The following is a 21401-nucleotide window of genomic DNA, read 5'->3' on the forward strand; positions in this document are numbered from 1 at the left end:
AACGAGAACCGCTATATCCCTGTTTTGTCACTTTTGGAAAACAATAATCGAAGCCAAATTCTGAGACTTTGATTTAATCAATGTTTGAAGTTTTATTTTCTAACAGTAACTAAAATTTTTAGCTTCCAAGTGGAAAAGAAAGCCTCGAAAGGTATTCAGCGATTGGGTTCACCCAAAGTGATAAAAGAGGGATATGTACCACCAAAACTTTTCGTTATAAAAATATTTGCGGGAAACTAGGGAGCGATCGCTAATATCCCCGCATCTCCATCTAAAGTTGCTTCTATACCCACTGGTAAGGCTGCATTGGGACTATCATGACCAAAAGGTAGATTAGAAACAATCGGAATATTTAAATCGCCCAAGCGATCGCGCAGTACTTCTTCTACACTAAAGCTAGACACTGTTGGCGGCGCTTCACAGCGAGTAAAACCGCCCAAAGCAATACCGCAGACTTTAGACAAAGCACCGCTCAAACGCCACTGTGTCAGCATCCTGTCAATCCGATAAGGTGCTTCCGTAACATCTTCCAACGCCAGAATTACACCATCCAGAGGCGGCAGGATTGGTGTACCTAAAAGGTGAGTAGCCACCGTGAAATTACCTGGTAGTAAAGCGCCAGTAACCATACCACCACCCCAACCGCAACCCTTGAGAGGGGTGAAAGAACTGCCTTCTACCCAATCAAATAATCTCTCAATTGACCAATCTGACTCATCTGTCAAAGTCGTCAGTACGGGGCCGTGAACGCCAGAAATTCCTGCTGTATAAAGGCTCCATAATAAAGCTGTGATATCAGAAAATCCGATGAGCCACTTGGGAAGCGCTGAGTTTGGCCAATTCCAATCTTCTAAGATACGGGTGCTGCCAAAACCCCCTCTGGCACAGAGAATACCGCGACAATCAGGATCTTGCCATGCTGCTGCTAATTGCTGACGGCGGTTTTCATCTTTTCCAGCAAGATAACCCCATTTGTCATCTATCTGGGGACTGATTTCTACTCGATAACCACGCGATCGCCAAATTTCTACACTCCGCCCAAATGCCTCAAATTCTCGCAAAGCACCACTAGGGGCAATTACTCGTAGTAAATCACCAGGTTTCAGGGGCGGTGGTAGGATTTTGGATGGCATGAAAAAAGTTAGGGGTTTAAAGAGACGCGATTAATCGCGTCTGTACAGGAGTTAAGAATAAAGACTATACCTCATAACTCTTATAAAATTTTGTTGAATCATTTTTCAAAGCGATCGCCACGGTGGTTTTATTTTAGGTTTGCTTTGTATCTAGCTGTGTATTTTCCTGAGTTGGATTTTGCGGTATCAGGTAAATCGCCCCAGAGATTAAAGTTAAGCCCACAGAAATCCAAAAGGCAATCAGAGAGGGAATTTGCCACACTTCAGAAAGAGGCGCAATCAAAAGTGCGATCGCGACTATTTGACTAACAGTTTTGAGTTTACCCCAAATATTTGCCCCGGTAATCGTCGTTTGATTTACCCGCCAACCAGCGATCGCTAATTCCCGCGCTAAAATCAAAAACACTCCCCAAGCCGGCACTTTTCCTAGTTCAATAAAAACCAGCAACGGCGCAAGTACGAGAAGTTTATCCACTAAGGGATCAAGAAATTTACCCAATTCACTAATTTGGTTGAGTTTCCGCGCCAAATAGCCGTCTAACCAATCAGTCAATGCAGCAATCAGAAAAATCGCCAAACATATCCACTTAGCTTGAGGTGTGGGATTATATAAACCGTAAAGCAGAAATGGTATCCCCAATAGGCGAGAGAAGGTAATCCAGTTGGGTATAGTCATAGGGAATTCAAAAATCAAAATTAACAAGTCTAAAGCAACAAGCAGCCAAGCAAATATGCAAAATCTATGCAGATTAGTCTATCTGAGTCTGCCTGCGTGAGAAAATCTGTTTTCTGTAGCTCTCCTAAAACAATACTATGACTGAACACCCAGACTCCCAATTCCGCATCGAACACGATTCGATGGGCGATCGCCAAATTGCTAGTAGCGTTTATTACGGCATTCAAACGCTGCGGGCAATCGAAAATTTCCCCATTAGCGGCATCAAGCCTTTACCTACTTACGTGGATGCTGGATTAATAATTAAAAAAGCTACAGCAATTGTGAATGGTGAACTGAATTGCATTCCCCAAGATATTACTCAGGCGATTGTGCAAGCAACCGATGAAATCTTAGCTGGGAAGTTCCGCGATCAATTTGTTGTGGATGTTTATCAGGCGGGTGCAGGAACATCCCACCACATGAATCTCAACGAAGTTTTAGCAAATCGCGCCTTAGAAATTCTTGGTGAAGAAAAGGGCAATTATAAACGTGTTAGTCCTAATGATCACGTTAATTATGGGCAGTCTACCAATGATGTGATTCCCACAGCAATTCGCATTGGTGGTTTATTGGCATTATCCAAGACATTACACCCAGCAATCGATGGGGCGATCGCGTCTTTAGAAAACAAAGCTGTAGAATTTCAAGATATTGTCAAATCTGGCAGAACTCACTTACAAGACGCTGTACCCGTGCGCTTGGGTGAAAATTTTCAGGCTTGGGCGCAAATCCTTACAGAACATCAAAACCGGATTTACACCGCCTCTGGTGATTTGATGGTGCTGGGTTTAGGAGGTAGTGCAGCCGGAACGGGGTTAAATACTCATCCTCTATATCGCGCCCGTGTGGTAGAAGTTCTCTCAGAATTGATTGATACTCCCCTAGAACCTGCACCCCACCTCATGGCAGTCATGCAAAGTATGGCATCATTTGTAAATGTTTCCGGTGCTTTACGCAACTTAGCACAGGATTTAGTCAAAATCTCTCACGATTTACGGCTGATGGATTCCGGGCCAAAAACTGGCTTCAAAGAAATTCAACTTCCCCCAGTGCAACCTGGTTCCTCAATTATGCCAGGGAAATATAATCCAGTGATGGCAGAGATGACAGCAATGGTGTGTTTTCAGGTGATGGGTTACGATAGTGCGATCGTTTTAGCCGCCCAAGCCGGACAATTAGAATTAAATGTGATGATGCCGCTGATTGCCTATAACTTGATTCACAGTATCGAAATTCTGGGTAATACCATCGCTGCACTCACCGAACGCTGCATTCAGGGAATTACTGCTAACCAGGAACGTTGTTTAGCATACGCTGAAGGCAGTTTAGCTTTAGTAACTGCATTAAATACCCACATCGGTTATTTAAATGCCGCTGCTGTCGCCAAAGAATCTTTAGAAACTGGTAAATCCCTGCGGCAGATTGTTTTAGAACGAGGATTAATGAGTGAAGCAGACTTAGCCACAGTGTTAAATCTAGAACAAATGAGTGGTATCTTACCGCTCAGAACAGAATAATAGGTAATAGATTACAGCTTATACCATTTCTTTGCGAGGCCGTGCCAAGTTTTTTGACCTCTTGTTTCTTTGTATCCAACTCTACAAGACCTACGCGAATGCGGTTCGTTTCTCTTACTTGTATTTAATAGTTTGGCGCATCTTACAGCAGTTTTCATTCATTTAAACCACATCTGTTGTAGGGGCACAGCAATGCTGTGCCCGTAGGGCGTGGTCTATTTACCTAAAAATTGCTGTAATAAAGAATTGGTATTACTATCTCTTGTCCCCAGTCCCCTATTCCCTATTCCCTATTTATTATCCATGCAGACTCAAAAACCATCTGTTAGTCTCATTCGGGCTACATCCTATGAACAAGAGGCCTTACGGGAATCTTTAGTCATTCTCCTGGAACCTTTTGGAGGAATGGCAGCATTTGTGAAAAAAGGCGATCGCGTTTTACTCAAACCGAATCTACTTACAGGGACGCGTCCTGGTAAAGAGTGTATCACCCGTGCCGAACTAGTTTACGAAGTTGCTCAGATGGTAATTGAGGTTGGCGGTAAGCCATTTTTGGGCGATAGTCCTGCTTTTGGGAGTGCCAAGGGCGTAGCAGTGGCAAATGGCTATTTGCCTATTTTAGAAGAACTCAATCTTCCCATCATCGATTTTCACGGTCAGCGTTACCAAACCGTTAGCGACAATTTTAACCATCTGCGGCTGTCTAAAGAAGCAATGGAAGCAGACGTAGTGATTAACCTACCTAAAGTGAAATCACATATGCAGTTAACATTAACACTGGGCGTAAAAAACTTGTTTGGTTGCGTCCCCGGCAAAATGAAAGCTTGGTGGCACATGGAAGCTGGAAAAGATGCAAATAGATTTGGTGAAATGTTAGTAGAAACTGCTAGGGCAATTAACCCTAACTTAACCATATTAGATGGGATCATCGGTCATGAAGGAAATGGCCCTAGTAATGGTGAACCTCGCCAACTGGGCATTTTAGCAGCTGCATCAGATATATTTGCTCTAGATCGGGCAATGGTAGAAATCCTCAATGTCCCTCCTGAACAAGTACCCACAGTTGCAGCTTCCCAAAGGCTAGGAGTTTGTCCAGAACTTGCTGCGGTAGAGTTTCCACATTTAAATCCAGACTTATTAAAAATAGAAGATTGGCGGCTACCAGACAAGTTAATGCCCATCGATTTTGGTATGCCCCGCGTAATTAAGTCTACGTTTAAGCATCTTTATACCCGATTTATCAAGGAACCAATGAGTGTTTATGGAAGGTAACTAAGGACTAGTACCGCAAGGCGGAAGTCAAAAGCCAAAAGTCAAAAGTCAAAAGTATTATGGAATGGGATTTTTAGAGTTTTTAAATGGTTACTCTATTTACGCCGTGACGTACTAGGTTGGGTAAAGGGTAGCGCAACCCAACTGTTGGGTTTGGTTCCTCAAACGCCACTTGCTACCCTGCGGGAACGCTAAGAGCGAACAAGTCGGGAAACCGCAAGGGCGCAGTAGCTCCCCAACCTACATTTAAGTCTAATTTGGGGTTTGAAAACAGTCCCTACTTTTTGAGTTTGAAAACATGCCCTAGTGAAGATGAGGGAGATAAGGGGACAAAAAGACGAGGAGAATAACCATGCCCCATGCCTAATACTTCTCTTCTTAGGCTGCGCCTTAAGCGAAGCTATGCCGCAGGCTTTACGGCAACTCTTAGAGACGCTCTTGCGTTCGCTCAGTACAAGTGCCCAATGCCCCATGCCCAATCCCGAATTTACAAGTGCAAACTTCATTACAGCAATTTCATTTATTAGCACAGTAATCTGTAATTACCCTCCGATTGCTTGACCAGACCGCCCTATCATAGTTAGTGGCGGTTTTTTGGCTGATTAATTTGTGATTAAATTTCTTGTATTAGATTTTGATTAATCCAAAAATTTATACCGATTTGGGATCTGGAAATTGGGATTGGGTATTTTGTTCAGATATGAGCAAAGTCTGGTGATAACCCGCTACGCGTCTACGCCGCCTTCTAAAACATTTTTTACTCTACCTATATATAGATTGACAAAATTGCTGTGATATTACATGTATTTGAAAATTTAAATTCTGAAATATTTATTTAGTGGTATCACTGAATTTATACCACACAACACAGCTGATGTATCTGTATTTATTCGGTAGTTATGAGTGGTTACAAGAATCTTCCTACCAGTTTCTTCTTTGTGTCAAATATTTTTGTGTATAACTACTGTAGAACAATCGAAGACACTGAATATCTATCAGTGCAATTGCTAATTTGTGTCCTATATCACAAATTAGGAATTTAAGTAAAATGACCTTATCAAAGGCGTTGCAGGATGTTATACTCATGAAGTATCGGACAAATACATTTTGCTAATTAATCTTTAATCAGCGAAAAAAAGTAATTTATGATGCTCTTAAAGTGGGCTTTGCGTATGCGATCCGTTACATCATACAGGGAAACATCTGAAAATATTAATCACCAAAGACAATATGATTTGTTTGCTTGTAACTTTGTATTAAGAACTCCATGTATAAAAACGCTATTATGACAGTTGTAAAACTGGTTTAGCTTGTAGAATGCTACACATTTTACAGTTTAAAAATAGCTAAAATAGCATCAAGACTCTCGCTCAGAGAGTAGACCTACACAGTGTTGCAAAGAACTTCAATTTTGTATGAATTCAAATAGCCAGTCTGCCAATGCCGACATATATTCCCAACGTTTGGCAGACATTGTGGGAACTGCGATCGCTCTGCTGACTCTCACCTTACCCGTATTTGTGATCGCCCACTATTCTTCAACTAATGTTCAAAATAACCAGCAACCCCTGGTTCAAAACCTCAAAGCAAGTAAAGATTGATAAAGCTTTCCAGTAGCATTTCCTCAGCAGGAGGGCTATAAAAAAGGAGAAACATAATTTTGAGACAACCTCTGTAGATATGTATGTAGTTCATCAATAATAGGCTGAATCTGTATTGTCTGACTCCAGGTTTCAGTTGTATTGACACAATAGGGGCAGAAATCCCTCCAACAGCAATCAAGGGCGCAGGATATTCATAACACCCTCTTGGAAAAAGCGTTGCGAAGTTTCCTCGCAACGCTTTTTCTATTTTTTGGCTAATTCAAGGGGATTGGGAAGCAGAGGAGAGGATCTTCTCTGCTGCATCATGCTCAATACCCTGGAATGAATACCTTGGGAAGAGATCCATATTGCCCTAAAATTCTACACGGGGAGCGAAACTGACTGAGTGCCCCCATGATTCACTGTTACTGGAGGAGTTTTTTGTGGACTTATCTCGTATTCCTGCCCAACCGAAATCGGGTCTAATCAACGTTTTGATTGAAATTACTGGCGGAAGTAAAAATAAATACGAATACGACAAGGAACTAGCAGCTTTTGCTCTAGACCGAGTACTTTATTCCTCGGTACAATATCCATATGACTACGGCTTTGTACCCAATACTTTAGCTGAAGATGGCGATCCCCTAGATGGTATGGTGATAATTGACGAGCCAACCTTTCCAGGCTGTATCATTGCCGCACGACCGATTGGCTTCTTGGAGATGATTGACGGTGGCGATCGCGATGAAAAAATCCTTTGTGTTCCTGACAAAGATCCGCGCTACGTTCAAGTAAGATCCCTGAAAGACTTAGCCCCACACCGCCTAGATGAAATTGCCGAATTTTTCCGTAGTTATAAAAATTTGGAAAAAAAAGTGACTGAAATTCTCGGGTGGCAAGATGTGGATAAGGTTGCAGCTTTAGTAGAAAAATCCGTCAAAGCTTATAGAGGATAATAGGGAGACGCGATTAATCGCGTCTGTACAGGAGTTAGGAGTAGAGACGCGATTAATCACGTCTGTACAGGAGTTAGGAGTAGAGATGCGATTAATCGCGTCTGTACAGGAGTTAAGAGTTATAAATTTTTATTCCTCACTTTTAACTCCTCACTTCTCACTTTAATAACTACGGATTGTAAAAACTGCCACCAACCCCAAACCTAAATGCAGCGCACTCTCCTTTTGGCAAAAATTCATAACTGCACCCTCACGGGGGCGAATATCAACTACGTGGGTAGTATCAGCATCGATGAAATCCTTTTGAAAAAAGCTGGTATCTTACCTTATGAGCAGGTACAAGTAGTTAATAGTGCCAACGGTCAGCGCTTTATTACTTATGCGATCCCGGCTCCAGCCCATTCGGGAGTCATTGAGTTAAATGGGGGTGCGGCACGTCTAGGCATTATTGGCGATCGCTTGATTATAATGACTTACGGGCAGTTCACTCCAGAAGAGTTAAAAAGTTACTCTCCTACGGTAGTCATTGTGGACGAAAAAAACAGGCTGTTGGAAATACGGCGCTACGATGACCTGCTCAGTAAGGTCTAATTTCAAGGAAAATGTCAAATTTTGAGTTGTCGGGTTCCCAGAGTTACATATCTGAAAAGTCAGCTACCCTGCCAAATAGCCCAGCTGGTGAATTTCTAGTGCAATTTTGGGGTGTAAGAGGTTTGATTGCCACCCCAAGTAGCAACACCAATCGTTATGGTGGTAATACCGCTTGTGTAGAAATGCATGTAGCTGGAAAACGCTTGATTTTTGATGGCGGTACTGGCTTACGCATACTGGGTAAAACTTGGCAAGAAGTACAACAGCCACTAGAAGCCCATTTATTTTTTACTAACTGCCAATCAAATCGCATTCAAGGGTTTCCCTTTTTTGCTCCAACATTTATTGGGGAAAATTGTTTTCACATTTACGGCATGGCTGCCTCAAATGGAGCCTCAATCAAACAATGTCTGTGCGACCAGATGCTCCAGCCACACTTTCCTTACCCTTTACAGGTAATGCAGTCGGAATTGCAGTTTTATAATCTGACTCCAGACAGTGACGTAAAGCTAGATGATGTCATCATTACAACTGCATTAATTAATCAAACTCAACGGTCTGTTGGCTACCGAGTTACTTGGCAAGAGTATAGTGTTGCCTACGTCACGGATTTGCACCAAAATGCTGATCAAGTGGAGCGAGAGCGGATTTTACAGTTCATTAAAGGCGTTGACTTGCTGATTGCCAATGCCACTTACACTCCCTCTACCTCTCACGACCATGACTCTGCTGATTTACTCTGGCAAGCTGCGGTGAATGCGGCTGTTAGTGCTGGCGTCCAACGGCTAGCCATTTCTCATCATCACCCAGATGACCATGATGATTTTCTCGACCAGGTTCAAGTCGATGTCAAATCTGCTTTTCCTCAAGCAATACTAGCCCATGAAGGTCTAGTTTTAACTGTTGGTAAGTGATTTAAACTTGTTGGCAGAGCATCCTGAAAGAAGACCTGGGGGCAGAGGGGCATCTGACAAGTGTAGTGTAGGTTTATTTAGATTTTGCGTTTTGATCGATGCACAGATTTGTCTGAGCACTGATTTGGGCGATAGCGCAGCCTCTTCTCTACGAGAGGCTGCGCCAACAAGTCCCTTGGTGTCTGGTTTCTCTACGAGACGCTCCGCGAACACTTAGTGCAATCTACATATCGTAAGTGATTAGCTTCATAAAGAATTGGTCTGAGATGCAGTGCAGGAGATATTTGTTTGCCAAGGGCTATATGGGCTGACGTTAGGTGCTTGAGCCACTAACTGGATGTCTCCATTAGCATTAACTACCCAGCTTTGGGCTTCCACAATCTGATTAGTAGATTTGGTCACAGATATAGTCGGTTTTTTATCTGTAATTTCCGCAGATAATTTATCCGTGACTCTGGGTGTTACTTGTGGGGGCAAATCTACCCAACCTGTAATCACTGCTTGTCCCCGCAGAGGCTCGTTAGGACTAAGAGGTAATCCACCACGTCCGGTGGCAATAAAGCGACTAGCGGTTTGTCCTCTTCTGGGTGTGCAGCCTTGAACGATTTGTTGGGATGCATCAACGAGGTTAGAGGGTAGTTGAATTAAGCCGCGACTAGGGTCAGTATCCAGAGTGTTTATAGTTACCTGACCGTTTAAAGTGGGATTTTGTTGCGAAATAGCTGTAATATCATTTGTTTGTAGCCTTTGTGGATTTAAATTCTCTGTTCCTAAACGTCGTACTAGGTCTTCTCGACTACGCGGTTGGATGTTAAAGATGTTTCTGGCATTAATTTCCACCTTGCCACCAGAGCCTGTGAAAGCGTTAGCGCTAATGTCAGTATTTTCGTTGGCTTTAGCAACAATGAAACCATTGGGTGCATTAATAGTGATGTTACCGCCATTGCCTCCATGCTGTGTTGTCCCCGCAGTTGCAGAGATGAGACTCCCACGGCGCAGCAGCAATATATCCCCGACTTGTAACGTAATGTTGCCACCATCACCTGATGCTGATTCTGCAATCAATTTTCCTTGGTTGTCTAAGCGGATGAAAGGGGAAACTATTTTAATATCACCAGCACTGCCTGTACTTTCAGAGCGATAAGTTGAGACATTAATTTCAGCACCATTTGTGATGGACAGTGAGCCAGTATCCAGGAGAATATCTCCTCCTCTTCCCTTAGCAGTTTCATTGACTGCACTAAAAATACCACTGGGAAAAAAGCCAGTTTTAAATTTATATCTACCAACCCCATCAACAGATATGCGATCGCGGGCGATAATAGTTACATTTCCTGCATCTCCTTGCCCCAATGTGCTAGCAAACAATCTAGCGCCATCACTTACAGAGAGTGAGTTAGCGTGGATGTTAATATCCCCACCCAAGCCTGTTGCATCCGATTCTACACTGCTGACTAGACCACCAGCATTCCCATCTTCGTCCACTCCTGCCAAGGATATAGAACCGCTAATTTCAAGTTTTACGTTGCCAGCATTTCCTTGACCTTGGGTGTTTGAGTTCAGTTGAGCGCCATCTTGCAGTTACAGTGAGTTAGCCCGGATGGTAATATTGCCACCAGAGCCAATGCCAGAAACCTGGCTAGATATAGTATTAACAACTCCAACACTATCTACCCCGAACAACGATACTGAACCAGTAGTTTCAATCGTTACATCCCCAGCTTTTGCCTCAAAGCCGCTTAAGTTGCTAGTAACCAACTGAGCACCATCACGCAAAGACAGCGAACTAGCGCGAATAATTATATCTCCACTTTTGCCAACAGCACCAAGTTCCGTGTTAGTAAACACACCACTGGGAAATCCATTTGAGTCTACTCCATTGAAAATTACAGAATTAGTGGCATCAACACTCACATTGCCTGAATTTCCCTGCCCTGATGAACTTGAAAGAAATCCAGAACCATCAATCAAGGAGAACGACCCAGCCCGGATAGTAATATTTGCTCCATTCCCAACTGCATCATCACCAATAAAGGTTAATGCACTACTGCTATCTTGAAATGTTATAGAGTCTTTGGCTTTAAGTGTTACATCACCGGCATTTCCTCTGCCGTTAGTAAAACACCATAACGTAGAACTATCATTGAACAAGATTGATTCACCTTGGATGGTTATATTTCCACCATTGCCTATAGAGTTAAAATTGACACTGTTGATGATTTGCGATCGCTGCTCAAATTTAACTGCTCTTGTAGCATTGAGTGTAATATCCCCTGCTTGAGAGCCAACTTCCCCCAGGTTTGTACCTATCCCAGCAACTAGGGTACTTCCACCTAAAATATCTATATTCCGAGCATTGAGACTAATACTACCACTATTTTTGGCAACGACATTAATTGCAGAAGCATTGGTCAACAGTATATCTGCTAGTGTTACACCAGTAGGAAAACTCAACTCTCGATTATTGCCAAAGTTTAATCCTACTGTTCCTTCTGCTGCCAGTCCTCCCAATTCAACTCTACCGCCAGAAGCTTGCAAAATCCCGCCGTCTAAACTGACATTACCCCCGACAAGGGCTAAGGATTTTCCTGGTAGCACTTGAAGACCTACAGTACTATCAATTGATTGCTCAGTGTCTAAATTCAATCCTCCAGGGCCATTCACCTGAATTTGCCCTGCTTTCGTACCGAATTGTAATCCAATTGGGATGCTAAGAGTCAGTAGGGAAGTATTTTGAGGAACCTTTGCACTAAACTCTGTCTGATCAGCAAATTTTAGGCTATTAGCTGTAGTTGCTAAGAAAGAACCACCAATATTCAAGCTAGCATTTTGTCCAAAAATAATTCCATTGGCATTAAGCAGAAACAGGTTGGCTTTACCGTTAGCGCGGATTAACCCATCAATATTAGATATAGAATTACCTGTAACCCGACTAATTATGTTTTGAATATCAAGAGCATTGTTAAAGAAAGCTGTGGAAGCATTTGGTACAGAAAACTGTTGGAAGCTGTGGAACAAGTTCTTTCCTGCTTGAGTTCCTCCCTCGATAATGCTGGTATTGCCAGAGGGCGTAACGCGAGAATTATTAAGTAGAGTGCTATCAGGGATAATTTGGGCAGAAACACAATTTGCCCAAAAAGCGATCGCAATACCCATCCCCACACAAACAGCAGTTGTTGAATCAAGGTTAGTTTGCATAGTGATAGTGGTGATGGATATTTTAAGCTGTGTCATCACTTTGGCGTTAGCGTACTCCTACAGAGAAGCAAGCTACGCACAGCGTTCCGTAGAAAAGCTCGCTATACCCCTACAGGGAAGCAAGCTATGCACAGCGTCCCGTGAGAAGGCATCGCTTCAATCCTTTCGCCTGATTTTATTCTGTTAAGAGTAGTGAAAAGAAATAACTTTTCTTAAGACATACCTTAGATCAAGTTGATATCTAACTATTTCTTGTGGAATGGGCGTATCGCCACTGGTATCAACTTAACGTAAAAGTTACTAAGCGAGAATGCTTTGAGACATTACCTCGACAGAACTTACGCAAAAAGACAGTGAAAGCCTTGATTTACCGTAGGGGCATTCATGTAGACGCATTCGCGGAGCGTCTGTCTGGGACACGCTGCGCGAACGTAGAGAAGCGGCTTCCCGCAGGGTATTGCCCCTACGAAGCATTTTGCAACTCAGCTGTGCGGACTGAAAGCTGCTGTGTCTGATTACCTCGTTGTACTTTCACCTGTAATACTTGACCAAGACGACTGTCTTCCACAACGTTCTGCAATTGTTCAGCACTGGTAATAGCTTTACCATCAACTAGAACAATTACATCCCCGCGTCGGATACCCGCAGATGCAGCTGGAGAATTGGGAACAACTCGCATTACAAAAACACCATTGACTTCTGGTATCTGAATAGGAGAGTTGGGATCAATGTTATTTTGCTTGGCAAGATCAGGTGTCAAAGTTAACATTTGCACACCTAGATAGGGGTGAGCAACTTTGCCATCACGTTGCAGTTGCGCGGCGATCGCTTTGGCTTTATCGATGGGAATCGCAAACCCAATACCCATCGCGTCAGGACGAATGGCTGTGTTAATGCCAATCACTTCACCTTGGCCATTTAATAGTGGCCCGCCAGAGTTACCAGGGTTAATCGCAGCGTCTGTCTGAATGAAGTCCAAGCGTTTGTCACTGATGCCAACTTGGGCACTGGAACGTTTGAGGGTACTGATAATTCCTAAGGTAACGGTGTTATCAAATCCCAAAGGATTACCAACTGCGATCGCCCAGTCTCCTACTTGGACATTACTGGAAGACCCCAAGGGCGCCACTGGTAAATCGTTACCAGCGTTAATCTTGACTACTGCCAAATCTGTGACTTCATCAATGCCTTGAACTTTGCCTTCAAAGGTGCGGCCATCTTTGAGTCGGACTGTTACTTTATCAGCCTTATCCACCACATGAGCATTAGTCAGAACTAACCCGCTCTTGTCAAGAATGAAACCTGAGCCTAAACCGCGTAACTGCTCAGAAGGCATTTGTTGTGGGAAACCGTCACCAAAAAACCGCCGGAAAAAGGGGTCATCAAAAGATGGATCAAGGCGACGAGTAATTGTGCGCTCAGTATCAATCCGAACAACTGCTGTGCCCACGCGATTCACTGCTGCTGTGACAAAGCTAGTGCTACCGATCACAGCAGTACCTGGTGATTGTCGTTGGGCAATTACTTTTGAAGTATCTCCAGCAGTTACTGTGGGTGCTGGTTCGGCTTGGGAGGGCAACACTTGCAGGCTGCTAACCGTTAGCACAACTCCTAGCGCGATCGCTAACACATGAGAACTGAGTTGACGTAGAGACCGGGATAATTTGGGAAATCGCATAATCAATAACCTAATTTATAAGCCTAATTGTTACTTAGTAGTGACAAATCTATTTACAGTTATTTTTACAAAGTTGACGTTGGCTTTTTACTTCAGGTTTCGCCTGATCTTCCCAATACTGGGGTAAGGGCATTTTGCAAGTTACCTGTAATCAACTTAATGGAAAATTTAACCCAAAAGCTATTATGGACATTTACCCTTTACAAGTTCGGTTTTTACCCATCAATAAAACTTTTGGATTGCTAATAATACTAGACCTTTCAAGGTAGTGACACCCATAAAAAGGAGATCGGGGATAGTGGAGATCCATGCTCATTTTTGGTTCAAAACCTGATCGATGACTGTGGACGATGAACTAACTTTTGAATAAAATTTCATTTCGACTGGTTGCGCCTAACTGGGGTAAAGAGTTTATAGCTGAGTGGGGAGTGATGGCAGCAGGAACGGCCAAAGGTAGTTGCAATTGTTTGACAACACTTTGCAATAGTTGGTCTTGTCCAGTCCGAAAACCCCAGACATTTGTCCCCCGGTTGATAATAGCAAACCAAACCAAACCGCGATCGCGTGTGGGCATCACTCCTGCTAAAGCGCTCACATCGCGGAGAGTGCCAGTTTTGATTACAGTAGCCAGGGGAATGTGTCTGGTGTGTAGTGTACCTCGGTGATCAAACCCAGACATGGGGAACAAGTCAGCTAGATTCAGTTGATGGGTAGATGCCTCAACTTGAATAGCCATCAACATGGCACAGACAGCCCTGGGGGAAATGCGATTTTCGGGGCCCAGTCCAGAACCATTGATTAACTGAATTTCCACTTGTGGCACCCTAGCAAGGTTGGCGGCGGTTGACTGCACTACAGTTGCTCCTCCCACTGAGTCTGCCAGCATCTCTGCCATATCGTTGTTACTGTAAACGTTCATCTCCTTAAGCAGTTGCTTCAAGGGCAATGAGCGATGCCGCAGTAACAAAGTTTGTTGAGGGTTTGGTTGTGCCTCAACTTTCACCCCACCTGTAATCACAACTTGAGGCTTGGGTGTTCCCTTAGGCATAATTGAGTACCTGAAAATAGCGGGACGGCCCCAAGTCGCACGATTTAGTATTTGCTTGAGCATCAGACCCGCCAGCATCGGCTGACGTTGGAAATTCATGGCAAAACTGCCAGTAATGATCAAATTTCCCTTTACCTGCTTGATGCCCATTTTATTGAGAGTATTACCAAGTGCGATCGCTTCTTCCCAAACAAACAAAGGATCACCACGGCCTGTAATCACCAAATCGCCCTGCACAACTCCATTTACCACTGGCCCAGTCACACTTACTAAAGTATCAAATTGGTAATCTGGTCCCCAAGTTTTCAAAGCAACTAGTGAAGTGGCAATTTTGGTTAAAGAGGCAGCCGGCAGAGGTGTCGTACCTTGGTGATTTGCCATCAGCATCGGCCCTGACTGCATCCAAATTCCCTGACTCTCAGCCAGATTTTGCGCCACCACTTTTGATGTTATGAGCTTTTTCAGATATTCCTGCACCGTAGTCGCCCCAGATGGATTGGGATCAGGGGCAAGAACCAAGCCAGGGCTACTTTGCCAAGTCAATGCATCTAAAGCATCTAGAGGCTTTATTTGTACCCCGGCCATTTCCAGCCAAAGTGACACCAAACCTGAACCCAATAATTCCAGCATTTTTTATTCCTCTGTAAGGATCTGATCCGTTGTTTACTGTGCTAATATACAAGCTTTTTTAGGATAATCAGTATTGAGTCATAATAACTGGTGTTTTTCTCATCTGTAAGTGGGGTAAATCATATTGTTTTCGTGGCTGCTTTGACAATGCCAAAATGCCTATTGCTGATCAATATAGCCGCATGACATTTTTGATAAAAATACTTATGCAGACTTTTTAATATGTGGAGATATTACGCCGTTAGCCTGATTCAGGAAGTGGCGATGTCTACGACGGGCTATGACGCTCAATGACTCGCTACTGCTTCTCTACGAGACGCTGCGCGAACGCTATCAGCGTCGCAATTCTATAACCTACATTCCGCACTTCAAAATATCATCCTTTAATACTTCAAAAAATCTTACAAAAAATCGTTACATTATTAAGTATTAACACTGATAATTATCAGCTTTTGGCGACGCCGAATAGCCCGTTATAGACATCACTATCCAACTACCATTAAACCAATATTTGTAATATTTGTATATTAAAAAACGAAGTGCAGAATGTAGGCTATAATCTTGAAACAATAAAAGGGGAAGGGATTCAAAATTATTCCTTTTACCCTTCCCTTTCTTAATACCTACTTTCTTTCTGGATGCGCTGCATCCTCTGGTGAAGGAGTACCCATCTGGTTAATTGTGGCAATCATCTGATACAAACGCCCCAAGTCGCGTTGATTGAAGTACAAAATGAGCCGGGGTAGTCCAATAGTTTCATCTTGTGCTTCTTGAGGTAATGCCTGACTTTTTTCAATCCGTCCTTGAATAATAATCTGGTTAAAATCAGCATTGAGTTGCTCTACCTGAGCGTCTGATATATCTGTCTTCAGGCGAATGACTAATTTATCGCCGACATATCGACAGGAGTGATAAACCTGGTAAAAACGAGTAATCACATCACAAGCCACATCCAAATTGTCTGTCACCGTGTAAAGGCTGGAGTCTTCAGGACTGACAAGACCATTTTGCACTAGTTGCTTATCAATGTATTCGCTCCAAGACCGCCAGTAATCACCACCAGGGCGATCGATTAAAACTAGAGGCACTGGGCCAAATTTACCGGTCTGGGTTAATGTCATACATTCAAAAGCTTCATCTTGAGTGCCAAAACCTCCCGCAAATAAAGCTACTGCATCACTTTCTTTGAGGAGAAACAGCTTGCGGGTAAAGAAATATTTGAAATTAATTAGCTTGGGATCACCTTCTATAAACGGGTTCGCTTGCTGTTCAAAGGGTAACTGAATGTTTAATCCAAAGGAATTTTCTCGCCCAGCACCTTCGTGACCCGCCTGCATGATCCCGCCACCACCGCCGGTCATCACCATAAATCCTAATTGAGAAACAACGCGAGCAAACTCAAGCGCCATTTGGTACTCTGGTGTATCTGGCGCTAGACGAGCAGAACCGAAGACAGTAATTTTGCGAACGTGTCGGTAATTATAAAAAAGCTGGAAACCTCGCTCCATATCTGCTAATGCAGATGACAAGATTTTCCAATCGAGACGCTCAATTTCGGTATCAGCTAGACGAATAATAGTAGCAAGTGCTTGCTGAATAAATTGCCGATTTTTTAATGTCGGTAAACGAGCGATCAATTCAGCGATATCCGCCTGTAAAGACTCTGATGTGTCAAACGACGCAGATGAGGTCATGAGAACTGCCGCAACAATGGCATTATATTTTACGTGAACTACTCACACTCTAGCAAGCGGGACATACCCCTGTGATGTAGAGTTAGCAGACTCGGAACTGGTTTTGAGGTAGTATTGCTTATTACTCAAGCCCAGATCCCCATCTTTTGAGATTGGAAGTAGGAAGATGGTGTTCGGAACTCGGAAGGTGATGTTCGGAACTCGGAAGTTGGTGTTTGGAACTCGGAAGGTCGTGTTCGGAACTTGGAAGTTGATGTTCAGAACTCGGAAAATGGTGTTCGGAACTCGGAAGTTGATGTTCAGAACTCGGAAAATGGTGTTCGGAACTCGGAAGTTGGTGTTCGGAACTCGGAGGTTGGTGTTCACCGTGAGTTCGACGAACCTCTCCCTGTCTTGAACTAAAGTTCAAGTCTGTCCCTCTCCGAGTCGGAGAGGGACGGTTTTGCGTAGTAAAACCAGGGAGAGGTCTTTTTATTTCATTGAGTTAATTAGGCGGACACTATATGAGCCGTCGAATTAACGTTCAATTACAGTTATATAGTGATTCTCCCCTGCTCATTTGCTCCCACCTCTTTTCAACTCAGCCCCAACTGTTGCTTTAAAGCTTCTGGCACATTCCTTGCTGTATCCAGCCCTTTGAATTCATCCCATTTTGTATTTTTATCCCAGTGGATATCCCCCGAATATTTATTGCTGAGGTCTGCGTCACTGAGGTTTGCGCCGCTGAGGTCTGCGCTGCTGAGGTCTGCGTCGCTGAGGTATGCGTCGCTGAGGTCTGCGCCGCTGAGGTCTGCGCCGCTGAGGTCTGCGCCGCTGAGGTCTGCGCTGCTGAGGTTTGCGCCGCTGAGGTCTGCGCTGCTGAGGTCTGCGCCGCTGAGGTTTGCGCGGCTGAGGTTTGCGCCGCTGAGGTTTGCGCGGCTGAGGTCTGCGCCGATGAGGTCTGCGCCGATGAGGTCTGCGCCGATGAGGTTTGCGCGGCTGAGGTTTGCGCGGCTGAGGTCTGCGCCGCTGAGGTTTTCGCGGCTGAGGTTTGCGCGGCTGAGGAATTGCCCGACTACACTATTGAAAGTTTGAAGCTGAATGCAATCACTGTAGTTAATGATGCGAAGTAGTTGGGTTGTTCTAGAAGTTCCTTCTGCTTGACCAGATGGATAAAAGACAATTTGTTTTTTGAGGTCATCTCGCCCTTTAGCATAACGGTGCAACTCCAAGAGTAAAATCATCACGTTCAATCCAGTATAAATATCTACCTGGCGCTGACCTAGCCCTTGAATTCCATACTTTTGCAACTGTCGCAGCTTTTTCTGAGGTAAAGTCTCTTCAGCAGAGTCAATAAATTTCCCTTTACACCAGTTACCGTAAAACTTTTCTAAGCGTTTAAATAACTGCTCCCAAGGGAAATCTTGATTCTCAGTCAGCAACCCCATCAAGTATTCCACAATTTCTGGTGTGAGTTTACCAAAACCCAGCAAATCATAAATTTGCGAATTCATTTGGGCTTCGGGAATAACTAGTTGTCTTCCGTCTTCTGCTTCGTAGTATTGTGTCCAAGCTTTCAGGCGTGCTTTCAGACGTTCTGCAAAGAGAAATTCCCCAAAACTCTTATGAAAAAACTCAACTCCACCCTCTTGTTTATCAGCAGGACGAATGTAAAAAGCAGCTAAAGCTGTTTTGAGAGCTTCGTTACCTAATTTTTCTTTAGCTTTTTCAATTAAGGCTTTTGCTGTCTCGTCGTCTTGTAAACGTAGCTCTAACATTGACATGGAAGCAAATTCGCCTCCTGACTGCACAACACAAACAGCCGCTTCTGTGAGAATACGTTTTAAATCTTCGGGTTTTTGTTGGGTTAACTCAATATTTAAATTAGTCCCATCCGTTTGAGAACGCTGTTTTGTCAGTACCCAGTTTAAAGCCTCCTGGTAAATTACAATTTTGGCTGTGCTATGGCTTGCTTGCTCTAATTTATCAATTGGCAATTTTCCATCTCGATACATTGCCGCTAACAAATAAAGTAAGAGCGGCTCTTGGGCTAAATTTTTCACCTCAGATGGACATCTATCACCTTGTAAAAACTGCCCAAAGGCTGCGGTTTTCCATTTATTAGCTGGTAATTCTTCCCACTTATTTAACCATTTTTGTTGGAGTTGTCCATCCATTTCGACAATTTCTACCCGCTCTAAATTGCGGGGCAAGTAAGGGATAGCTTGTAAAGACATCGACCTACCAGTGATTAACACCCGATGTCCCATTTCACGGTAATTTTTGCACTCATCCTGAAATCCAGAGACTTGTTTGATAAATGCTTCTAGGTTGACGTTGGTTCTAGCCTCAATATGCAATTCATCAAACCCGTCAAGGATAAACAAGAAACGGGTGTTTTTATTTGTCAACCAGTTTTCATCATTTTGAATAAAACTAATTTTCAGTTCTGCTTTTAAAGTGTTTTCTAAACGCGATTCAAAAGAGTCTAAATCCCGTAATCGAATCAAAATTGGTGTCCACATGGGATGCAAATGCTGCCGCACCCAATCAGAAAACATCCGACAGAAGACACTTTTGCCCCTTCCTGGGCCTCCTTGAACAAACATCACTTGTTCTAGGTTCTTTGAATTGAGGAGATTTTCCTTAGCCCATGTTTCTAAATCTAAGGAGTTTACTTTTTCATCTATCTTCCCATTGTTATCTACAGGTTTGGCTTTTAAAGGTACGTAAATATCTTTAAATGAGAAACTTTCGTCAAAAACTAAGTCTAAAGGCTTGCTAGCAATATGAGTTTTTAGGTATTCATCAATGCTAGAGAACTTTTGCTGTTCTTTCTGCCAGTCTCCAAAGGAAGGTTGAATTATACTTTTGATGGCATCGCCTGATTCTATCCAGGCTTTAATGATATAGCGGTGAGTATTCCAAGCTACTCGTTGCGTCAAAATATGAGCATTAGCATTGGGGATGTTTGTTGCTGCTAACCGTGCTAATAATACTTGATTAAATGCTTTCGCTAATTCTGATTCGTGGAAACAGGCTACAGCATTGCTGGCACTTTGATAATCTAATTCAATATCATTGAGTTTTTGTAGTTGTTTCGTTAGTACTTTATTAATATTGGGGTCAGCATCCCAGTTAATAGATGGGTATAAGGATAAAATTTCTTTGACACTTTCCAAATAAGCAGCTTGACTAACTATAAATACACAGTCTTCTAGAGAAGGATCTTGCTTAGTTATGTCGCGGGAAAACTTCAGCAAGGCTATTCCAAGTGGCACGAATGGCAAACCCGCACCCACTACTTGCGCTAAGGGTGAACACAACACATCTAGCAGTGAAGATGAGTTTTGTAACAGAGGTTTCAAGAGTTCTATCTTGTCACTTTGTTCTTGAAAGGTTTTTGCGGCTTCTAAAACTGCTTTACCAGTCTCAACTGTGGTGTTCAGACTCTCTCCTACTGAGAAGGATTGCCGAAACTTCTGCCAGGTTTGCGATAAACGCTTGTTCATTCGCTGAGACTCGTATAATTACTGGTTATTTAGAGTTTAGTATAAAATTTGGGGTTGATGGGTGTAGAAAGAATGACGTAGACGCGCAGCGGCTTGCCGCAGGCTACCGCAGAGGCGCAGAGGACACGGAGGAAGAGAAAAGGCGATCGCATCGAGTTAATAATTAGACGTTTGCTGTTTCTGAGTTGATCATTCAAGCTAATATACCCGCCTTTTGAGATTGAAACTCGAAAGGTGGTGTTCAAAACTCGAAAAGTCGTGTTCGGAACTCAAAAGCTGGAGTTCATAACTCGGAAGTTGATATTCGGAACTTGAAAAATGGTGTTCAGAACTCGAAAGCTGGAGTTCATAACTCGCAAGTTGATGTTCGGAACTTGAAAGATGGTGTTCAGAACTTGAAAGTTTGACTTGTAGTTGCTGTATGTACGATGGATACTGTCACCTACCAAAGGAGAAAAATCTTGGCAACAGAACACAAAACACACCTTTACCAAGTTGAAGTAACGTGGACTGGAAATACTGGACAGGGAACTGTTGATTATAAAGCTTATGAGCGATCGCATGAGATTTCAGTTGTAGGCAAACCCCTAATTTTCGGTTCCTCTGATTCTGCTTTTCGTGGAGACAGAACTAAATACAATCCAGAAGAATTGCTAGTTGCATCGCTGTCTACTTGTCATATGCTTTGGTATTTACATTTGTGTGCTGAGGTGCAGCTTGTTGTCACTAGCTACGTTGATCACCCAGTTGGCAAAATGATTGAGACTGACGATAGAGGCGGAAAATTCGCTGAAGTGATTCTCAAGCCAGTTGTAACAGTGAAAGACTGTAAAAATCCAGCGATCGCCAAACAGTTACATGAAAAAGCGCATCACCTGTGTTTTATTGCCAACTCAATAAACTTCCCTGTACGTTGTGAACCATCATTTGAGGCTGGCACACAACTTAACTGAATTATTGAACAAGAAGCTAGGGCTT

Annotated in this window: 17 protein-coding genes; 7 read left to right on the forward strand and 10 right to left on the reverse strand. The window is 43.3% G+C overall.

Features of this window, described 5'->3' with window-relative positions:
• Positions 1-236: 236 nt before the first annotated feature.
• Together V7K48_RS13480 and pgsA are read right to left on the reverse strand one after the other, a co-directional pair.
• Positions 237-1133 carry a S66 peptidase family protein gene (locus V7K48_RS13480; protein WP_335073156.1) on the reverse strand — a complete coding sequence of 299 codons (897 nt, stop codon included), beginning with the start codon at positions 1131-1133 and terminating at the stop codon, positions 237-239.
• Positions 1134-1266: 133 nt separating this feature from the next.
• A complete protein-coding gene (gene pgsA / locus V7K48_RS13485) occupies positions 1267-1809 on the reverse strand; it encodes a CDP-diacylglycerol--glycerol-3-phosphate 3-phosphatidyltransferase (RefSeq protein ID WP_335073158.1) in 543 nt (180 codons plus the stop codon).
• 137 nt (positions 1810-1946) lie between these two features.
• Here pgsA and V7K48_RS13490 point away from each other — a divergent pair, with 137 nt between their 5' ends.
• From V7K48_RS13490 to V7K48_RS13515, 6 genes are all read left to right on the forward strand, one after another.
• Positions 1947-3368 carry an aspartate ammonia-lyase gene (locus V7K48_RS13490; protein ID WP_335073160.1) on the forward strand — a complete coding sequence of 474 codons (1422 nt, stop codon included), beginning with the start codon at positions 1947-1949 and terminating at the stop codon, positions 3366-3368.
• Positions 3369-3671: 303 nt separating this feature from the next.
• On the forward strand, positions 3672-4640 hold the full coding sequence (locus V7K48_RS13495) for a DUF362 domain-containing protein (RefSeq protein ID WP_335073162.1): 969 nt from the start codon (positions 3672-3674) through the stop codon (positions 4638-4640).
• 1415 nt (positions 4641-6055) lie between these two features.
• Entirely contained in the window at positions 6056-6241 is a 186-nt protein-coding gene (locus V7K48_RS13500; RefSeq protein ID WP_334817340.1) for a hypothetical protein, read from the forward strand.
• A 425-nt stretch (positions 6242-6666) separates the two neighbouring features.
• Positions 6667-7179 carry an inorganic diphosphatase gene (locus V7K48_RS13505; RefSeq protein WP_335073164.1) on the forward strand — a complete coding sequence of 171 codons (513 nt, stop codon included), beginning with the start codon at positions 6667-6669 and terminating at the stop codon, positions 7177-7179.
• Positions 7180-7386: 207 nt separating this feature from the next.
• Positions 7387-7770, forward strand: a complete 384-nt coding sequence (gene panD / locus V7K48_RS13510; protein WP_335073166.1) for an aspartate 1-decarboxylase — start codon at positions 7387-7389, stop codon at positions 7768-7770.
• A gap of 11 nt (positions 7771-7781) precedes the next feature.
• On the forward strand, positions 7782-8684 hold the full coding sequence (locus V7K48_RS13515; protein ID WP_335073167.1) for an MBL fold metallo-hydrolase: 903 nt from the start codon (positions 7782-7784) through the stop codon (positions 8682-8684).
• A gap of 246 nt (positions 8685-8930) precedes the next feature.
• Here the strand turns inward: V7K48_RS13515 and V7K48_RS13520 are convergent, their stop codons facing one another.
• The 8 genes from V7K48_RS13520 to V7K48_RS13555 form a co-directional block, all read right to left on the reverse strand.
• Positions 8931-10178 carry an S-layer family protein gene (locus tag V7K48_RS13520; RefSeq protein ID WP_335073169.1) on the reverse strand — a complete coding sequence of 416 codons (1248 nt, stop codon included), beginning with the start codon at positions 10176-10178 and terminating at the stop codon, positions 8931-8933.
• 87 nt (positions 10179-10265) lie between these two features.
• Entirely contained in the window at positions 10266-11918 is a 1653-nt protein-coding gene (locus V7K48_RS13525; RefSeq protein ID WP_335073171.1) for a two-partner secretion domain-containing protein, read from the reverse strand.
• 427 nt (positions 11919-12345) lie between these two features.
• Complete coding sequence (locus V7K48_RS13530; protein ID WP_335073173.1) at positions 12346-13560, reverse strand: HhoA/HhoB/HtrA family serine endopeptidase; 1215 nt, start codon at positions 13558-13560, stop codon at positions 12346-12348.
• 355 nt (positions 13561-13915) lie between these two features.
• Positions 13916-15238, reverse strand: a complete 1323-nt coding sequence (locus V7K48_RS13535; protein ID WP_335073175.1) for a D-alanyl-D-alanine carboxypeptidase — start codon at positions 15236-15238, stop codon at positions 13916-13918.
• Positions 15239-15861: 623 nt separating this feature from the next.
• Positions 15862-16932, reverse strand: a complete 1071-nt coding sequence (locus V7K48_RS13540) for an LOG family protein (RefSeq protein ID WP_335073177.1) — start codon at positions 16930-16932, stop codon at positions 15862-15864.
• Positions 16933-17053: 121 nt separating this feature from the next.
• Positions 17054-17341: a hypothetical protein gene (locus V7K48_RS13545; RefSeq protein ID WP_335073179.1), complete on the reverse strand. Its 288-nt coding sequence runs from the start codon at positions 17339-17341 to the stop codon at positions 17054-17056.
• 166 nt (positions 17342-17507) lie between these two features.
• Complete coding sequence (locus V7K48_RS13550; protein WP_335073181.1) at positions 17508-20423, reverse strand: pentapeptide repeat-containing protein; 2916 nt, start codon at positions 20421-20423, stop codon at positions 17508-17510.
• 29 nt (positions 20424-20452) lie between these two features.
• Positions 20453-20668 (reverse strand): hypothetical protein, encoded by a 216-nt coding sequence (locus V7K48_RS13555; protein WP_335073183.1) that lies wholly within the window; start codon positions 20666-20668, stop codon positions 20453-20455.
• A 216-nt stretch (positions 20669-20884) separates the two neighbouring features.
• Here V7K48_RS13555 and V7K48_RS13560 point away from each other — a divergent pair, with 216 nt between their 5' ends.
• Positions 20885-21376: an OsmC family protein gene (locus V7K48_RS13560; protein ID WP_335073185.1), complete on the forward strand. Its 492-nt coding sequence runs from the start codon at positions 20885-20887 to the stop codon at positions 21374-21376.
• Positions 21377-21401: the final 25 nt, after the last annotated feature.

Origin of the sequence: Nostoc sp. (assembly GCF_036919615.1) — a bacterium.
Lineage (GTDB): Bacteria > Cyanobacteriota > Cyanobacteriia > Cyanobacteriales > Nostocaceae > Nostoc.